The organism is Chitinophaga sp. W2I13 (genome assembly GCF_050434005.1).
Classification (GTDB): Bacteria; Bacteroidota; Bacteroidia; order Chitinophagales; family Chitinophagaceae; genus Chitinophaga.
Window position 1 is genome coordinate 6,759,619 of sequence record NZ_JBNPWD010000001.1, and the last position, 16,298, is coordinate 6,775,916.

Consider the following 16,298-nt stretch of genomic DNA (forward strand, 5'->3'; position numbering starts at 1 on the left):
ACAGCATTTATGCGTTCAGTTTCACTTCCCAGGTCAGTTTTGTTTTACCCTGACGCAGGGTTTCCGCCACAGAACAATATTTGTTCATAGACAATTCCACAGCGCGCGCTGCTTTATCGGGATCAATATTACCTTTGAGATGAAATACCAGGTGAGCCGTTTCCCAGAGGGAAGGTTCTTTTCCTTTTTCTCTTTCTGCGTCAATTTCGATACGGAAATCGGTTACTTCCTGGCGTTGTTTCTTCAGGATCATCATCACATCAATGGCAGAACAACCACCAAGGCCCATGATCACCATTTGCATAGGTCTTACTCCGTTATTTTTACCGCCATTTTCCAGAGATGAGTCCATCAGTACTTTGTGGCCGCCTTCATCTACTGCCTCCATATTAAATCCGTCATCTACTCTTTGTAATGCTATCTTCATGATTATTAGGTTATCTTCAACAAAGATAAATAAAACCATCAGGATTTATGCAGTGGCCGTCATTCCTCCCTAATTCATAAATCACCGGCGCTATTTTGCAATTTTTAATTCTGATATTGTAGTTTTGCGCAAATTCGAAGAAGCATTGTCGGCAAAGGTATTTCACAGTCAAACAGCATTCCGGTTAGAATCCGGCGAAGTATTACCGGGATTACATATCGCGTATCATACGTATGGTACGATGAAAGAAGATGGCAGCAACGTGGTTTGGGTATGTCATGCCTTAACCGCCAACAGTGATGCGGCTGACTGGTGGACTGGCTTAATCGGACCCGGTAAGGCGATCGACCCTTCCAGGCATTTCATTGTGTGTGCTAATATCATTGGGTCCTGCTATGGCAGCAGCGGTCCGCATACTGTAAACCCGGAAACCGGCCATCCATGGTATCGGCAGTTTCCTACCATTACCATCCGGGATATGGTACAGGCGCATATCCTGCTCAGGAAGCAGCTGCAGATTCCCCGTATCCACCTGCTGATCGGCGGTTCTATGGGCGGCTACCAGGCACTGGAATGGGCCTTGCTGGAGCCGGCTGTTACCGACCGTCTGTTCCTGCTGTGCACAGGAGCCGCGGAAAGCGCCTGGGGTATTGCCATCCATACTGCGCAGCGACTGGCCATTGAAGCGGATGATACGTGGCAGGACAACAACCACAGCGCAGGATCGAAAGGGCTGAAAGCCGCCAGGGCTATTGGTATGCTTACTTATCGCAACTACCACACCTTCGTGCGCGCGCAATCAGATGAAGATAAAGAGAAGACCGATAATTTCAGGGCTTCCTCCTATATCATTTACCAGGGCGACAAACTCGTAAAACGCTTTAATGCGCAGTCGTACTGGCTGCTCACCAAGGCAATGGATAGCCATAATATTGCCCGTGGCCGTCATGAAGATATTACCACTACCCTTTCTCATATTCAGCAGCCTACCCTGCTCATAGGCATCAGCAGTGACATTTTATGCCCGCCGGAGGAACAGCAGTTTATAGCGGCACATCTTCCACACGCTACTTATCATGAAATAGATTCTTCGTACGGACATGATGGTTTCCTGATAGAATTTGAGAAGATCGGCAGCATTTTACAGGAATGGATGCAATAACAGCACATTGATTTTTAAGGTATTATAACAAGATAGATGCAGCAGGATGACCCTGTTGCATTTTTATTTTAATCCCCTGCACTCCCGATGGCTATATGCGGTTTTTTTTCTTTATATTTATTTAAACCGAGTCTAAACCTTTTATAAATCCATCGTGTATGAGAAGCATTCTAATCAAAGCCTTCATCGGCTGCCTGGTGCTTTTATTATCCCTGACCCAGATAATTTCGGCCCAAAACCCTGTCTTCCTTAATGGTACTGTACGCGAAAAAGGTTCCGGCAACGTCATGCCCGGTGTAACCGTAGCAGTTAAAGGCTCCAATACCGGGACTATCACCGGCAGCGGAGGCGCTTTTACCCTCAGAACCACACATGCGTTCCCGTTAACACTGGTATTCTCCTACGTAGGCTTCAAAACAGAAGAGCGGGAAGTCTCCTCTGCGGCGGACAAACTGGTAATAGAACTCAGCTCCACTGAAATTCTCGGCCAGGAGGTAGTAGTAGCCGCCAGCCGTACACAGGAAAGCATCCTTCAATCACCGGTGTCCATCGAAAAACTGGATGCCCGCGCCCTGAAGGCCTCCCCCGCACCCTCTTATTATGATGCGCTGGCCAACCTGAAAGGCGTTGAAATGAGCACCCAGAGCTTAACGTTCAAATCAGTGAATACCCGCGGCTTTAACAGCAATGGTAATACCCGCGTGCTGCAACTGAATGATGGAATGGACAACCAGGCCCCGGGGCTGAACTTTGCCGTGGGCAACATGGTGGGTATTCCGGAAGTGGATCTCGACAACATGGAACTCATCCCTGGCGCGGCATCCGCGTTGTATGGCCCCAATGCCCTCAATGGTATCCTCCTGATGAACAGCAAAAACCCGTTCCAGTACCAGGGACTCAGCGCCCTTGTAAAAACCGGTTTCCTCAATGATGCAGGCCGCTCTACCGCCACTACCGGGTATTACGATGTATCTGTGCGTTACGCACATGCCTTTAGTGACAAGGTTGCCTTTAAGCTGAACGTAGGCTATTTACAGGCGAAGGACTGGCAGGCATATGATCACCGCGACCAGAGCCTGGCAAACGGTCATACCCTCGAAAATGGCACCCGCGCTAATAATGAAGGCTATAATGGCGTGAATGTATATGGAGATGAGAATACCGTAAATATGTACACCGGCCTGAAACCTGCCCTGATGCCGCAAATGGTTGCATTGTCGCAGCAACTGGGAGGCGCCCTCACACCGGATCAGTTATATAATGCAATCCTGCCTCCGCAGAATATGTCGAACGTAACCCGCACCGGTTACAACGAAGCGGACGTAGTAGACTATACTACCAAAAACCTCAAACTGAATGCTGCATTGCATTACCGGCTCACCACCAATCTCGAAGCCATTTTACAGGGCAGCTATGGCTCCGGTACTACCGTGTACACAGGAGCTGACCGCTATTCCCTGAAAAACTTCAACATGGGCCAGTATAAAGTGGAATTGAAGAGCCCTGACTTCTATGTAAGATTATACACTACACAGGAAAGGGCGGGCGACAGCTACGCCGGTGGTACCCTGGCTGCCGGTATCAATGAGGCCTGGAAAACCAGTCAGCAGTGGTATAGTGAATACTTCGGTACCTATGGACTGGCCGCAGGCAATCTTTTTAAAACAACTTTTACCAATAACCTCGGACAAGGAATTCCCGCTGCATTTGCTGCTGCCCAGGCGGCAGTTCAATCACAGCAGGCCAACTTTATCGGCGCTGCCAGAACCAATGCCGACAAGGGCCGCCTGATCCCAGGCACACCAGAGTTTGATGCTGCCGCAGATAAAGTGAAGAACAAACCCATACCCGGAGACGCTTCCGGTGTGGGCGCTAAGTTCACCGATAAAACCAACCTGTATCAGGCAGAGTTCATGTACAACTTCCATAACCTGATTCACTTTGCTGAAATACTGGTAGGCGGCAACTACCGCCGCTATGCGCTGAACTCAGAAAAAACACTGTTTGCAGTAGATGACAACGGCGATGAATTCCGTATCAATGAGTATGGCGGTTATGTGCAGATCATGAAAAAGATCATAGAGGACCACGTGAAACTGACCGGCTCCCTGCGCTATGATAAGAACATGAATTTTAAAGGCCAGTTTAGTCCACGTTTGTCAGCTGTATATACGTTCCTCGGTACGCATAATATCCGCGCTTCCTATCAAACAGGCTTCCGTATTCCACACAACCAGGATCAGTATATCGATCTCGTAACGCCACAGGCACACCTGATCGGCGGCTTGCCATTCCTCCGCGAACGTTATGGCCTGGATAAAGGACCGGTGTTCTCTCTCCAGTCAGTACAGGCGGGGGCTCCCAAACAGTATGTTTTCCGCGAATTCCTGCCGGAAAGGATCCAGGCATATGAAATAGGTTATAAAGCAGTAATCGCAAAACAATTGCTGGTGGATGCTTATATCTATAAAAATGATTTCAAAAATATGAATGGTACACAGGTGCTGGTGCAACCAACCGCAGATCCGGCAAAGAATAATATCTTCTCTGTGCCGGTAAGTGCCACCGAAGTAGTGCATTCCTGGGGATGGGCATTGGGACTGGATTACAGCCTGCCGCTCAATTTCACCGCCGGTGGTAATATCTCTTATAATGAACTCACCAATGAAAAGGACCTCGGTTCATTTATGACGATGTATAACACCCCAAAGGTGCGCTACAGCCTGAATTTCGGTAACCGCAACATTGCCAATTCCAATTTTGCGTTTAACGTATTATGGAAATGGCAGGACTCCTTCATATGGCAGTCGTCTTTTGTAGGACCTAATTTAAATGCCGCCGGTCTTAGCGAAATTCCTGCCTATGGCACATTGGATGCAATGGTGAGTAAGTTTTTCCCGAAGGCTAAAACCACGGTAAAACTGGGCGCCGCCAATATCCTGAATAAGAAATATATACAGTCGTGGGGTAATCCCACTATTGGCACACAAGGCTATATTTCTATAGGCTATAATTTATAAAAAGAAGAAGCCCCGGATACTGTTTTCTTGTCAGAAAATAATACCCGGGGCTTTTTATGCTTGTTTGCCGGTTGTTATACTACGTCCCACCAGGGTTTGTCCGACGGGGTGGTTGGATTGTTGAGTGGTATGGCATTGACCTGTGGCGTAATTTTTTTAGCCGTGCTTTCTCCTGTCCACAGGCTGCGGGCTTCTGCCTTAATATCTTCCCTTTGCAGCAATGCGCCCAGTGTGGCTTTCAGCTTTGCGCCCAGTTCCGGTTTCACCATGTATACAAAGTTGGCGTATCCTTCCATGCTGCTGATAATATTTTTTCCTTTGCCCCAGCTTTTATTGGCTAAACCGGTTTTCTCTACATGGTGTAGCAAGGCGCGGAATTTACGCAGGGTGGTACGGTCCAGGCTCAGCTTTTCATTTACCACGATGCCCGTTACTTCGTGTTTATCTCCTTTACGCATCACCTTTAGTTTATCGGGGTGGATGGTAAAACCTTCTTCTTTTACAAACATTTTCACGGCACGCAGCAATTGTCCTGCTTTATCTGCAGCCGGGCCTTTGGCAGAAAATGTCATGTCGTCTGCATATCTCGTATAGGCGTATCCGTACTTTGCCGCCAAACCTGCAAAACGCCTGTCCAGCTTATAACAGATCAGGTTTGTAATAGCGGGGCTGGTAGGGGCTCCCTGCGGGAGATGCCGGGCTGTTTTAGCCACATAGTATTTGCGGCCATCGAGCAGTACTTCATCTACTTCCGGTTCTGTACAAATAAGCGCCAGTATGGTAGCTACCTGTTCAGCGTATCCGAGTTTACAGAATAGTCCTTTTACCCGTTTGTATTCAATTGACGGGAAGAAGTCGCGCAGATCAATGTTGATCACGATATCCTGACCGGTATGTGGCGCTGCGTTGGTAACGATAGATCTGCCCGGTACGAAGCCGTGAGCTGATTCATCATTTTTTATTTTATAGAGAATATTCTCCAGGATCCAGTGTTGTGCGGCTTTCAGTTGCGGCATCGGCGCAGAAATGGTGCGGGCGCCACCGGATTTTTTTGGGATCTGAAAACGTTGATAGTGGGTATGATGCCCGACTTTCCGGTTAAAAGATAAATACCTCAGTTTGCCGATGGTGATGCCCATAGCGTTGGCTAACGCGGTAGCGTCGGCCCATACCGGCAGTCCGAACTTTTGGAGTTGCGCTACATCCGGCACCACTTTATTTAAGCCGGCAGATACTTCCTCACCAAGATATACGATCTGCTGATCTTTGGTGATGGCCCATGCGGCGGCTCTTTCTTTTCTTGCGATTTCGCGGCGTTGTTTTGTTTCTTTCCTTTTCAGTTTAGCTTTTGCCATGCGGGCCTTGCGCATATCTTCCAGCATTGCCCGCTTGTTACGGTATCGCTGCCGTTCGTTCATCAGATCGTTCAACTGCCGGCGCACCTCATTTTCCTTCTGGATGAGGGTAGCTGCAGGTGAAGGCTGCGCAACATTTTCGGCCCAGAAACCCAGGCGTGTCATTTCCTGTAATATATATTCCTCTTTAGAGGATGCACGTATCTTATCGTACAGTTGTTGACGGGTTAAGGACATGATAAATATGTTTGTATTTATGCTGTTTCATGACTTTGACAACGGAGCCTATCCGTAATAAAAATCCGGTCGTCTAAAATAAAATACCAGTAAAAGGGTGGAAAATGGGCGGTGATACGGCCCTGCTGAGAAGGGGAAACAAAATTCTGTAAAGAGGAAAAGGCCTTCGTGCAAACCATTGACTAAATCAATCAACTCCAGGGAGGGGGCTACGGTACGCATATTTCAGCCCAGGGGGCTTCTACTGGAAATATGCGTACCGTAGCCCCCTCCCAAAGTAAAGATTGCATTTAGTGAAGCATGTATAGTCAGAATACCTGAATGACGAAACATCATTCGTCCCTTTTCGGGCGCAAGTGCAATCAATTCCTCTTTACAAAGATCTTTGTTATTAACGAGTCAGCAAGGTAGAAAATAATCTCCGGAAATAAAAACACCTCCTTAAATTATTTTACCGCTTTATTTTCCGAATGCGCTATACGCAGTGCCAGCATGTGTTCGCACGGCCCCTTGTATAATTTATTCGTACTATAAAAATTACAGTCGCAGTGTGCATTACTTAATCTTTCATCCGCATCAATGGTAATAACGGGATGGTATATACGTTGCACACCTTTTACATTTCCTTTCAGCTGCAAGCCTACTCCCGGGATATCGGTAGCCGTCAGTTCCACTTTTCCGGCCTGCACCAGTTTGGTGGCTTCCCCTTCCTGCGGATTGGCAAAGCGCAGCTGGTCCAGCGGCAGTGGCTCACGACTTAGTTCACGGAGGCGGTAAAAGCCAGTGTGCAGATCGTAAATTACTTTGCCTGCCTGGGTATAAATTCCCAGTGCCCCCAATACGGTAGCCCTATCAAGGCCGGTGGCGGCAACAATCGTTTCCGGTTTAGCCATCCACCTGGTTTTCAGGTCTTCAAAAACGGTGAGCTTTGCTACGTCGCTCACGTCTGCTCTTGGCGCCATAAGGTCAAACTGCCCGGCGCGCGACCAGTCGTTGGCGGTCCATCCGCTGAGCCCCAGTGTAAACTGCATATCGCCAAGATCTGCTACATAAAAGGATGGCAACCCGTTACCGGTAAGATGCACGGTGAACTTCTTCGCAATTGGAATCAGCCTTTCCAGGATCAGCAACCGTCTTCTCCCCCATATCCTGATCTCCCTGCTTTGCGGGCCGGTGTATAACGATCTTGCACATACGATTTCCTGGTTCCATGGCTCAAACACTGCACGTACCGGTTTACCGGGTTCCAGGATAAAACGGATCGACCGTGGCCCGTGTTTTTCTTTGAAGCGCCGCAGCCAGGAACAGAAATTATATACATCCATCGGATGCAGGTCAAACGTTGCGGCGGGCAGTGTCATCGCAGAACTCACCTGCAGAAAGCCTCTCACCCAGCTATCGGGCAAATCGATCTTTACTTCATGATATAGTTCCTCCTGCGAGGTTTGCACCTGGAAGCCGGCTGGATCAATCTTAAAATCTGTTTCCTTATAATCACGGATCTTCTGGAATTCGTTATAAAGCGATGCGGAATAATCAATATTGGTAGTGCCGCATTCAAACTCGTTCACTTCTTTGAAAACATTATAACTCGCACTCAGCTTTCCGTAGGTAGATTCGTCCTGGCTGAAACATTCAAAGAACAGTTCATCCGGATGTACGCTGATCACCGGGTCCAGTACAAACCAGGCATCACGGTCTTTCTGGTATAAGTAATCGAAATAATTTTTACGGGCTTTATAAAAAGGGGCCATCACTTTTTCCTTCTCCTGGTAAATACCATTGAGTTCCCCTCTCAGCGCGTCTATCCGCTGATCGGCCGCCTGCGCATCATAGCCGTTCATGAACTCCGCCAGCCACACTGTTTCCTGCTGGGCGGCCCATTCTTTATAGGCTGTTTTATCTTTCGGTTTAAAGCGCAGATCGGATACCACTACATCATGCAGGGCGGAGATGGCCTCCCGGAAAGCTATTTTTTTATGCAGCTTACCCACAAAAAAGGTAGGGTCACGACGGGTATCCGGTGCAAAGGAAATGCCCGCAGCGGTGGCATTGCTGAACACGTTGGAGTTCCCGCTGTATCTGTAATTGAATAACATAAATGGATTACTTTTTAAGATACTCTAATCGCTGTTGGCACTATTTCAATCGGCAGTTCTACCGCATACCGTTCCTGGATACTACGCATTATGGCAATGCAGCGGGCTTTATCGCCAATGGCTACAGTAGCGGATATATGCGCAATAATATGACCGATATAAGCAGCTGCTTCCTCCGACTTCATGGCTTCCTTTTCCAGGAATACGAAGATCCGTTCCTTGGCAGCGCGGGCTTTGTTTACCCTGCTTAGTACCACCCGGAAATAATGTTCCAGCTGTTGCAGAAACACCAGGTTGCCAGCGGCATATTGCTGCAGGTAGTTAGTCGCAAATAACTGCATGCTTTCACTTGGGTGTTGGCTTAATTTCAGCAGGTAGGTTTGTCCGTCCTGTTCGCGGAAGAAGCGCAGCAGCAATTCCCGGCCAAAGGCCTGGATATCGGGCCGCACGCTGTCGGCCACCGCCACCAGTGTTTCCGGCGACCAGTCGTTATCCGTAAACTGCGTTCTGAAAAATTCCATTGCTTCCTGCCGGGTGTCGTCCCATTTCGCATCGAGCAGGCCAATAGCGGCGTCTCTTTCAAAACGGATACGGGCGACGTTGTTGTAGTAAAAATGCCAGCTCCACTCCCTTACTTTCAGCAGTTCATGATTACCGGCAGCAATTACCTGTTTCACGGACAGCGCCGATGCAGGAATATATTTATCAAGTACCAGCAATCCGAATTGTTGTGCCGACCTGTAATTGGCGTACAGTAGGCGTAAAGCAGTAGCAGTGTCGATATCCTGTAAATAGTCAACCAGCTCATTGCTGAGGGTGGCTTCAATATCGGCATGCATGCCTTCCCCGGTTTCCTTGCGCATGAGCAGTGGCACCAGTTCATTTACCAGGTAAACGGCCATGCGTTTATCCTGCTGTACCAGCCGGCTGATAAGTGGGCGTACCGCATTACGTACATCCGTGTACGTACTTAATAATATATAGAGTACCAGTTCTGGTCTTTTCAATAATTCATCGACGCCCATTGCTTCCAGCACTTCCACACCGGCAGCTCTTACCGGCTGGAATTCATTGCTGATCAGCTGTTTCAACATCGCGTCGGATACTTCGCTGAAGTTAAACGCTCCTTGTTTCAGGAGCAGCAGGCGCGCCGCGAATGCCTGATTGGCCGCCACCGGGCTTTGCAGCAACGCTTCTATATCCGGCATGCCGGTTTCCGTTAGTGCCTCCCGGCAATGTTGCTCCAGGATATTACAGCCATCATTCAGGTTTTCATTGCCTGCCGGCGTGGATGTTTTCAATGCCAGCAACGAAGTAATTGCTTTTGCAGAGAGTATTCTCGCCTTATCCAATGGCAGGTACGCCGGTTTAAGTTGCTTACGGGCAAAGCCGCGCACTTCCTTATAGGGCGAAAATATCAGCTGCATGAGGAAGTCCATGTCCGCAAAGCAAACCGGCTCATTTTCGCTGATCCACTGCAGTCCCTGTAAACGGGCCAGATCCAGTGGGCTCATCACCAGTATGTATAATAGCCGCAACGACGGGTTGGCGGGATCGTATCTTTCTTTGGCCAGTTCCAACCCGAACATGGATGGAATGGAAAATGCGTTAGCCAGCAGCCCGGCAATCACGCCTTCATCCATTTTATCTTTCAGGGTGTTGTAATCCGGATGGGCTTTCAGTTGCTCCATGGCAAAGATGTGGATCGCTTCCATGCGTGCGGATATGAGCAGCTGGATGAAAGCCTGCGGTAACTTTTGCCACAGTTGCAGGAATGGCACATCGCTCACCGGTTGTGCCGGTGATGCCTTATACTCCGGCGGTACGGCCGATGCTGGTGCGTTCTTTTCACCACCCAGCCAGCCGAAGAGTTTCTTCAGCAGGCCGCCTTTGTCTTTCGCGGCGTCGGGGTTGCTACCTGATGTCAGTTTCGTCCGTCCCTGTGCATTAGGTGCTCCGTCATCTTTGAAAACCCATTCCTTGTGATCGGGCGTTAATTGCAGGTTGGCGGCGTTTCCGCGGAGGATATAGTTGAGGTATACCAGTTTTGAATTAGCCGGAAACTGGCGGTAGAAGCTTTCATAGCGGCCATTCACCCAGGTATGTTCGCGGGTCTGGTATTCTTTGGCCGCATCCCTGCTTTCTTCGTATTGCAGCAACAGGGCGGTAGCGAGGCGAACATAATGATCGTCATTTTGTTCACCGAACTGGCGCAGGTTGCGGAATACGCGGTAATGAAGGTAATTACGGGTCCTGTCTGAAAATGCAACTTTACTGGTGGGCCTTTTCAGTTCTTTATCTGCCTGTACAGATTCTTTCAGTTCCGGTATATAAGTGTTTGGAACAAACGGCTTATCGTTATAATCTATACTCGTACCCGGGTTCTTAAACATAGGGGCTTCCCTTTCGAAACGTGCAGCCAGGATGGCTACAATTCCCTGATCGCCGCGCAGTTCCGCCTGTTTGAAGATATGGCGGATATGCTGGAACCAGGATGGCCTGAAAGGCAGGTGCATGAGGAAGTTGCCGATGGCAATTCTCACGGCGGAATGTTCAAAGGCTACGATGTATAAGTCTTCCAGCAGCGGGTAGCTTTGCTCCTGTTGTGTGATGACCCGTTGCTGCAACAGTGTGAGCAATTCTTCTGTACTTCCTTTGGCAACCGCCTGCTGGAATATTTCGGGCAGCCGTTGGAGATAGGAACGCACATGTGCAGCCCGTTCTTCCGTTGGCAATAGCAGTAGCAGGCCATTGGCGGCCAGCATCCTGATATTCAGGGGGCGGGAGCTGTTATCGGCATAAGAGCGGAGTACCGGGATGGCCGCGGGGTCGCCTGATTTACCCAGCGCCCAGAGAGCTGCATAGCGTTGCAGTCCGTCGCCTTTTTCCACGAGCTTGATCAGGTAGGGAACGGCTTCCTTTATCTTTTCTTCACCGGCCCGCCATATTACGCGGGAAGTGCTCCAGGCAGTTTTAAAGCTGCTTTTCCCTTCTACCGCATCTTGTAAAACGTTTCAGGATGGCGCGGTGTTTCACGTTTTCCACGAGGGTAGTATCTACCGGGGTAAACGACAGATCCTGAACAGCTTCCTGTTCTCCCAGATAACCTTTACTTCTTTTTTCTTTTTCAAGACCATCGAATATAGTGGTGGCGGCAGATAATGTTACGGGGCTTATAGTTTTGGTACCGTCTTTCAGGGTACCGAAGCGTTTACCATATCTGAAGTTAACAATATACTGTTCCGGGCCAACCTCACAAAGATCAATTTCATAGGTCTTATCCGAGTTTCCTTCCCGGAAAAAGAGTTTTACGTTCCTGACAATACGCATGAGCTAACATTAAAAATAGGTGGCTAAGCTAATAAAAGAATTTTGAATTTGGCGTATGGGGGTTATATAATTAATATATGCATATACGTTAGGGGTAACATAGCAACGGGCCGGATGGCCGGCCCGTCTTTTTGTTGTAACCTTCATGGATCTTATCCAGAAGTATTTTTAAACGTTAAAGCGGAAGTGCATAACATCCCCGTCGGCAACGATGTATTCTTTACCTTCAATGCGCAGACGGCCGTTGTCACGGGCAGCTGCTTCAGATCCGTATTTTACGTAATCTTCATAAGCAATTACTTCTGCTTTAATGAAGCCTTTCTCAAAATCGGTGTGGATTACGCTGGCAGCCTGGGGAGCTTTCCAGCCTTTATGGATGGTCCAGGCGCGTACTTCCTGCACGCCGGCAGTGAAGTAGGTGATCAGTTCCAGCAGGTTGTAGGCAGAACGGATTAAGCGGTTCAGGCCGGGTTCAGTCAGGCCATATTCTCCCAGGAACAATTCTTTATCGGCAGGATCTTCCATTTCGGAGATCTGTGCTTCGATCGAGTTGTTCATGATAATTACCTGGGCATTTTCTGCTTTCACAGATTCCTGGAGGGCATTTGAAAATTTGTTACCGGTATGAAGGGATGCTTCATCTACGTTGGCTACGTACAGTACTGGTTTTTCAGTGAGCAGGAACAGGTCGGCAATGGCTACCCGTTCTTCTTTACTGAGACCCAGTTCACGGATGTTACGGCCTTTCTCCAGGTGTTCCTGGCATCTTTTCAGTATTTCGAATTCAATCTTTGCTTTTGGATCGCCACCGGTTTTAGCCATTTTCTCGGTACGGGCTACTTTACGCTCCACGCTGTCGAGGTCTTTCAGCTGTAATTCGGTGTCAATGATTTCCTTATCGCTGACAGGGTTGATCTCTCCTTCTTCGCGGAGGATGTTTTCATCTTCAAAGCAGCGGATCACGTGAACGATCGCATCCACCTCACGGATATTGGCCAGGAACTTGTTTCCCAGACCTTCCCCTTTGCTGGCGCCTTTAACCAGGCCGGCAATGTCCACAAACTCGATGGTAGTAGGCACCACGCGGTCAGGCTTTACCAGCTCTGCCAGTTTATGCATACGTTCGTCCGGTACATCCACCTGGCCAACGTTAGGTTCTATAGTACAGAAGCGGTAGTTACTGGCCTGCGCCTTAGCGCTGTTGCTCACCGCATTAAATAAAGTCGATTTTCCTACATTCGGCAATCCTACAATTCCAACTTGCAAAGCCATTTTTTAAAATTTGCGCAAAGATAGGTTTATTTTAGTTTATTTGTTGATTGAATAAACCAATAATCTAATGGCATTAAACTACGTATGGCTGGGATTTTTTCTTATTGCATTTGTTGTAGCACTTTTCAAGTCAGTAGTTTTACATGATGCGTCTATTTTTGGGGAGATTATGAACGGCATGTTTGCCAGCGCCAAAACCGGTGCAGAGATCTCCCTGGGACTGGCCGGCATCATGACTTTATGGCTGGGCATCATGCGGATCGGCGAGGTGGCCGGTATGATCAACCGGTTTTCCAGGCTGGTAAATCCTTTCTTTTCCAAGCTGTTCCCGGAGGTGCCGAAGGGGCATCCGGCCATGGGGTCTATGATGATGAACTTCTCTGCCACCATGCTGGGACTGGATAATGCCGCCACGCCTATGGGGCTGAAGGCGATGAAGGAGCTGCAGGAGATCAATCCCCGGCCGGAGGAAGCGAGTAATCCGCAGATCATGTTCCTGGTGCTGAATACAGCCGGCGTGGTGCTGATCCCCACTTCTGTTATTGCCATACGGCTGGCCGCGGGTGCGGCTAACCCGGCGGATATCTTCATCCCTACCCTGATATCCACCTTCATGGCCTTTATCATGGGGATGTTTGTGGTTTCCATCTATCAGAAAATCAATCTTTTTAAACTCCCTGTCCTGGTATTCCTGGCCCTGTTTGCCGGGATTATGGCTGCCTTATGGTTTTGGGTCCGCAGTTTACCACCTGCGGAGATAGGCCCTAAAACGGCTTCCCTCGGTGGCGCGATCATTTTCAGCATTGTTATCATTTTCCTGGTGGCAGGGATGGTAAAAAAGATCAACGTATACGATGCCTTTATTGAGGGGGCGAAAGAAGGTTTCCAGGTATCTGTAAGAATTATTCCCTACCTGGTGGGTATGCTGGTAGCGATCAGCGTGTTCCGGACCACCGGTTGCCTCGACTATATTACCAACGGCATCGGACTCTTGTTTGCGGCGATGGGGTTCAATACGGATTTTGTTCCTGCCCTGCCGGTGGCCTTTATGAAACCGCTGAGTGGCGGAGGCGCCCGTGCCCTGATGGTGGATATCCTGAAAACGCACGGACCGGATTCTTTTGTGGGTAAACTGGCCAGCATTATACAGGGTACCACAGAAACTACCTTTTACGTGCTCGCAGTGTATTTTGGCTCAGTCAATATCAAACTCACACGGTATGCCCTGGCAGCCGGACTGATTGCCGACTTCTTTGGTATGCTCTGCGCAATATTACTCGGCTATCTCTTCTTTCATTAAATCACCGGAGTATGCTATAAATGAAAAAAGGAAGGCATTCAGCCTTCCTTTTTTCATTTATAGCTATTAAGCTGGTACATTAATCGTGGCATTCACCCGTTTCACAAAATCATCTGCACCGGTGGGGCTGATCAGCCATTTCCTGTTGAGTGATTCTATCAGCACCAGGTTTTCCCGGCTGGTACACCAGCGCTGGTACTTGCCTATTTCACTGGAACGGTAGGTACCGAGGTACCCGAAAATGCCTCCTAATCCCAGTAAGCGGGAGCTTGTGCCCAGGTCTTCTTCCGTGATGCTTCTCAGTCTTACCACATCTTCCAGCTGAATGGTAATGCTATGCAGCGGGCGCTTGATAAGTATAGTCGTAGCCGTTAGAATGTAATACCGGGGGCTCAGACACCAGGCTACCAGGATGGCTGGCACCAGGATAAACAAAAACATGGTAGTGGTAACTGCATCATGCGAAACATCCGTCATCTGTCTGCATAAAAACACAAGCGTAATAATGATGACCAGGTTCGTTACAATCTTCGAGTTATCATCCAACGGGGCAGCGTATCTCATATATATGGCTCTCCTTTAGTTCGGTGAGTAAGATAAAAAAAATTGGTTATATGCTATCATACTTCCCTGTTTTTTCTTCAATGGTAACATCCCCGTCTTTTCTTATCTGCATTTTTATATATACCAATAACTGGGATGCACCTGCCTTAAAACATACTTCCTGGGTTTTACGCACCACTTCCATCAGCTCCTCGTAGGTGCCTTCCATCACCGTTTCAAAAGGGCATACCCTGTATTTTACACCGGAATCTTTAATCACCGCAATTGCTTCGTCTACTACTGCGTAAACCTGCTCTGAAGGTACTGAAGGAATGATTTGAAGGGCTAAATTGATCTTATTGCTCATCTTTTATTTACTTTTTAATTTTATGGTTACCAATCTATTAAAACAAAATACTTACAGTAATGGTTTAAATGAAACGATCATTTTTTGCGGCCAATTTGTTAGTGATCATGAAAAATAGCCTATTTACATTATAGTATCACTTCAATTAAATCTCTCAATATATTAATTATCAATTGTTAAACAGAATATAATCTTATAATTTACTACTATTTAAAATCACTGAACGTTTCATTATATATAACAAATAAAAACAATCCATTCGGCTTGTTTATTCCGCCGGTCGGGTGGTAAAACTACGAAAGGCAACACACAAATGAACATGTATTGCCTTTATCATCATAAAGAGCTGGACTATATTTTTGTAGCGAGATAGTTAAACTGGTCTATTCTGTCGAAAGTAAAATTAGCTAATGAGCTCAACTTATCGTTTACAGTATTGTCACCTTCATAGCGTTCAAAAATGATACGCAGATGATCGGCTTTGCCGATAAAATTACGCGCACCTTCCAGCACTTCTGTCTCCATTCCTTCCACATCCAGCTTCATAACGATTTTACTGCGCAGGTCAAATCCTATTTCAGGAATCAGGTCATCCAGTTTTTCAATAGGAATATTGCCTTCTTTATCGCTATCCCGGTCGATATAACTTGACCCGGTAACAGTACTCATAATATTGAAGTTCACCTTCTCCTGCCTGCTACCAAGACCGCAGGCGTAAAGTTTCACTTTATCTTCCACATGATTGAGGGTGATATTTTCCTGCACGGCTTTGTAATTCACTGGTTCAAAAGCAACACAGGGGATTCCTTTTCCACCCAGCCATACATCATACTCCCCGATACAGGCGCCAATGTCAATAAAACCGTCGATGTTCCCATTTTCTACCTGCTCCTTTAGGAAGTCGCGTACCCGCTTCTCGTATGCATAATTAATAAACTGGAAGTCGGTTGTGCCTCCGCGGATCCGGAAAAGTCCCATGGCTGATTTTGCGTTCCATTCGTTCAGAGAGGGCTTGTTTAATAAAACGAGTTTAAGGGACGCTTGCAGGGATTTCCAGTCGTTATACCTGATATATTCACTAAAATAGGCAAGATACTGCCTGTACTTGGATAAATTCCTCCAGGAAGGATAATAGGCTTGATCTTTCATAACTTTGGGGGATTTACACTGAATTTAAAACTAAAAA

12 protein-coding genes are annotated in these 16,298 nt (G+C 47.7%); 3 read left to right on the forward strand and 9 right to left on the reverse strand.

Features of this window, described 5'->3' with window-relative positions; translation table 11 throughout:
- Nucleotides 1–7: 7 nt before the first annotated feature.
- Nucleotides 8–427 carry an OsmC family protein gene (locus QFZ48_RS27730; protein ID WP_370910379.1) on the reverse strand — a complete coding sequence of 140 codons (420 nt, stop codon included), beginning with the start codon at nt 425–427 and terminating at the stop codon, nt 8–10.
- Nucleotides 428–551: 124 nt separating this feature from the next.
- On the opposite strand from QFZ48_RS27730, the gene metX reads away from it, so the two are divergent.
- Nucleotides 552–1,589 (forward strand): homoserine O-acetyltransferase MetX, encoded by a 1,038-nt coding sequence (gene metX, locus QFZ48_RS27735; RefSeq protein ID WP_429064735.1) that lies wholly within the window; start codon nt 552–554, stop codon nt 1,587–1,589.
- A 158-nt stretch (nt 1,590–1,747) separates the two neighbouring features.
- The gene (locus QFZ48_RS27740) at nt 1,748–4,609 is read left to right on the forward strand and encodes a TonB-dependent receptor (protein ID WP_429064737.1); all 2,862 of its coding nucleotides are present in this window, start codon (nt 1,748–1,750) and stop codon (nt 4,607–4,609) included.
- A 74-nt stretch (nt 4,610–4,683) separates the two neighbouring features.
- Here QFZ48_RS27740 and QFZ48_RS27745 read toward each other — a convergent pair whose 3' ends face one another.
- The 5 genes from QFZ48_RS27745 to ychF all read right to left on the reverse strand — a co-directional run bounded on the left by QFZ48_RS27745 (nt 4,684) and on the right by ychF (nt 12,902).
- Nucleotides 4,684–6,201 carry a reverse transcriptase family protein gene (locus tag QFZ48_RS27745; RefSeq protein ID WP_429064739.1) on the reverse strand — a complete coding sequence of 506 codons (1,518 nt, stop codon included), beginning with the start codon at nt 6,199–6,201 and terminating at the stop codon, nt 4,684–4,686.
- Nucleotides 6,202–6,647: 446 nt separating this feature from the next.
- Nucleotides 6,648–8,300, reverse strand: a complete 1,653-nt coding sequence (locus QFZ48_RS27750) for an SWIM zinc finger family protein (protein ID WP_429064741.1) — start codon at nt 8,298–8,300, stop codon at nt 6,648–6,650.
- A gap of 14 nt (nt 8,301–8,314) precedes the next feature.
- Entirely contained in the window at nt 8,315–11,248 is a 2,934-nt protein-coding gene (locus QFZ48_RS27755) for a HEAT repeat domain-containing protein (RefSeq protein ID WP_429065568.1), read from the reverse strand.
- Nucleotides 11,249–11,273: 25 nt separating this feature from the next.
- Nucleotides 11,274–11,630 (reverse strand): hypothetical protein, encoded by a 357-nt coding sequence (locus QFZ48_RS27760; protein ID WP_429064743.1) that lies wholly within the window; start codon nt 11,628–11,630, stop codon nt 11,274–11,276.
- Nucleotides 11,631–11,798: 168 nt separating this feature from the next.
- Entirely contained in the window at nt 11,799–12,902 is a 1,104-nt protein-coding gene (gene ychF / locus QFZ48_RS27765) for a redox-regulated ATPase YchF (RefSeq protein WP_429047750.1), read from the reverse strand.
- Between the two features lie 67 nt (nt 12,903–12,969).
- Here ychF and QFZ48_RS27770 point away from each other — a divergent pair, with 67 nt between their 5' ends.
- Nucleotides 12,970–14,202, forward strand: a complete 1,233-nt coding sequence (locus QFZ48_RS27770; RefSeq protein ID WP_429047749.1) for a nucleoside recognition domain-containing protein — start codon at nt 12,970–12,972, stop codon at nt 14,200–14,202.
- A gap of 66 nt (nt 14,203–14,268) precedes the next feature.
- Here QFZ48_RS27770 and QFZ48_RS27775 read toward each other — a convergent pair whose 3' ends face one another.
- From QFZ48_RS27775 to QFZ48_RS27785, 3 genes are all read right to left on the reverse strand, one after another.
- Entirely contained in the window at nt 14,269–14,766 is a 498-nt protein-coding gene (locus QFZ48_RS27775) for a PH domain-containing protein (RefSeq protein WP_370910371.1), read from the reverse strand.
- 46 nt (nt 14,767–14,812) lie between these two features.
- On the reverse strand, nt 14,813–15,112 hold the full coding sequence (locus tag QFZ48_RS27780; RefSeq protein WP_370910370.1) for a thiamine-binding protein: 300 nt from the start codon (nt 15,110–15,112) through the stop codon (nt 14,813–14,815).
- Nucleotides 15,113–15,463: 351 nt separating this feature from the next.
- A complete protein-coding gene (locus QFZ48_RS27785; RefSeq protein WP_429064745.1) occupies nt 15,464–16,261 on the reverse strand; it encodes an FkbM family methyltransferase in 798 nt (265 codons plus the stop codon).
- Nucleotides 16,262–16,298: the final 37 nt, after the last annotated feature.

Excerpts from the sequence above, each read along its gene's own strand:
- QFZ48_RS27730 (WP_370910379.1), bottom strand. The coding sequence starts at position 427 with ATGAAGATAGCATTACAAAGAGTAGATGACGGATTTAATATGGAGGCA.
- QFZ48_RS27740 (WP_429064737.1), top strand. The coding sequence starts at position 1,748 with ATGAGAAGCATTCTAATCAAAGCCTTCATCGGCTGCCTGGTGCTTTTA.
- QFZ48_RS27745 (WP_429064739.1), bottom strand. The coding sequence starts at position 6,201 with ATGTCCTTAACCCGTCAACAACTGTACGATAAGATACGTGCATCCTCT.
- QFZ48_RS27750 (WP_429064741.1), bottom strand. The coding sequence starts at position 8,300 with ATGTTATTCAATTACAGATACAGCGGGAACTCCAACGTGTTCAGCAAT.
- QFZ48_RS27760 (WP_429064743.1), bottom strand. The coding sequence starts at position 11,630 with ATGCGTATTGTCAGGAACGTAAAACTCTTTTTCCGGGAAGGAAACTCG.
- ychF (WP_429047750.1), bottom strand. The coding sequence starts at position 12,902 with ATGGCTTTGCAAGTTGGAATTGTAGGATTGCCGAATGTAGGAAAATCG.
- QFZ48_RS27770 (WP_429047749.1), top strand. The coding sequence starts at position 12,970 with ATGGCATTAAACTACGTATGGCTGGGATTTTTTCTTATTGCATTTGTT.
- QFZ48_RS27775 (WP_370910371.1), bottom strand. The coding sequence starts at position 14,766 with ATGAGATACGCTGCCCCGTTGGATGATAACTCGAAGATTGTAACGAAC.
- QFZ48_RS27780 (WP_370910370.1), bottom strand. The coding sequence starts at position 15,112 with ATGAGCAATAAGATCAATTTAGCCCTTCAAATCATTCCTTCAGTACCT.
- QFZ48_RS27785 (WP_429064745.1), bottom strand. The coding sequence starts at position 16,261 with ATGAAAGATCAAGCCTATTATCCTTCCTGGAGGAATTTATCCAAGTAC.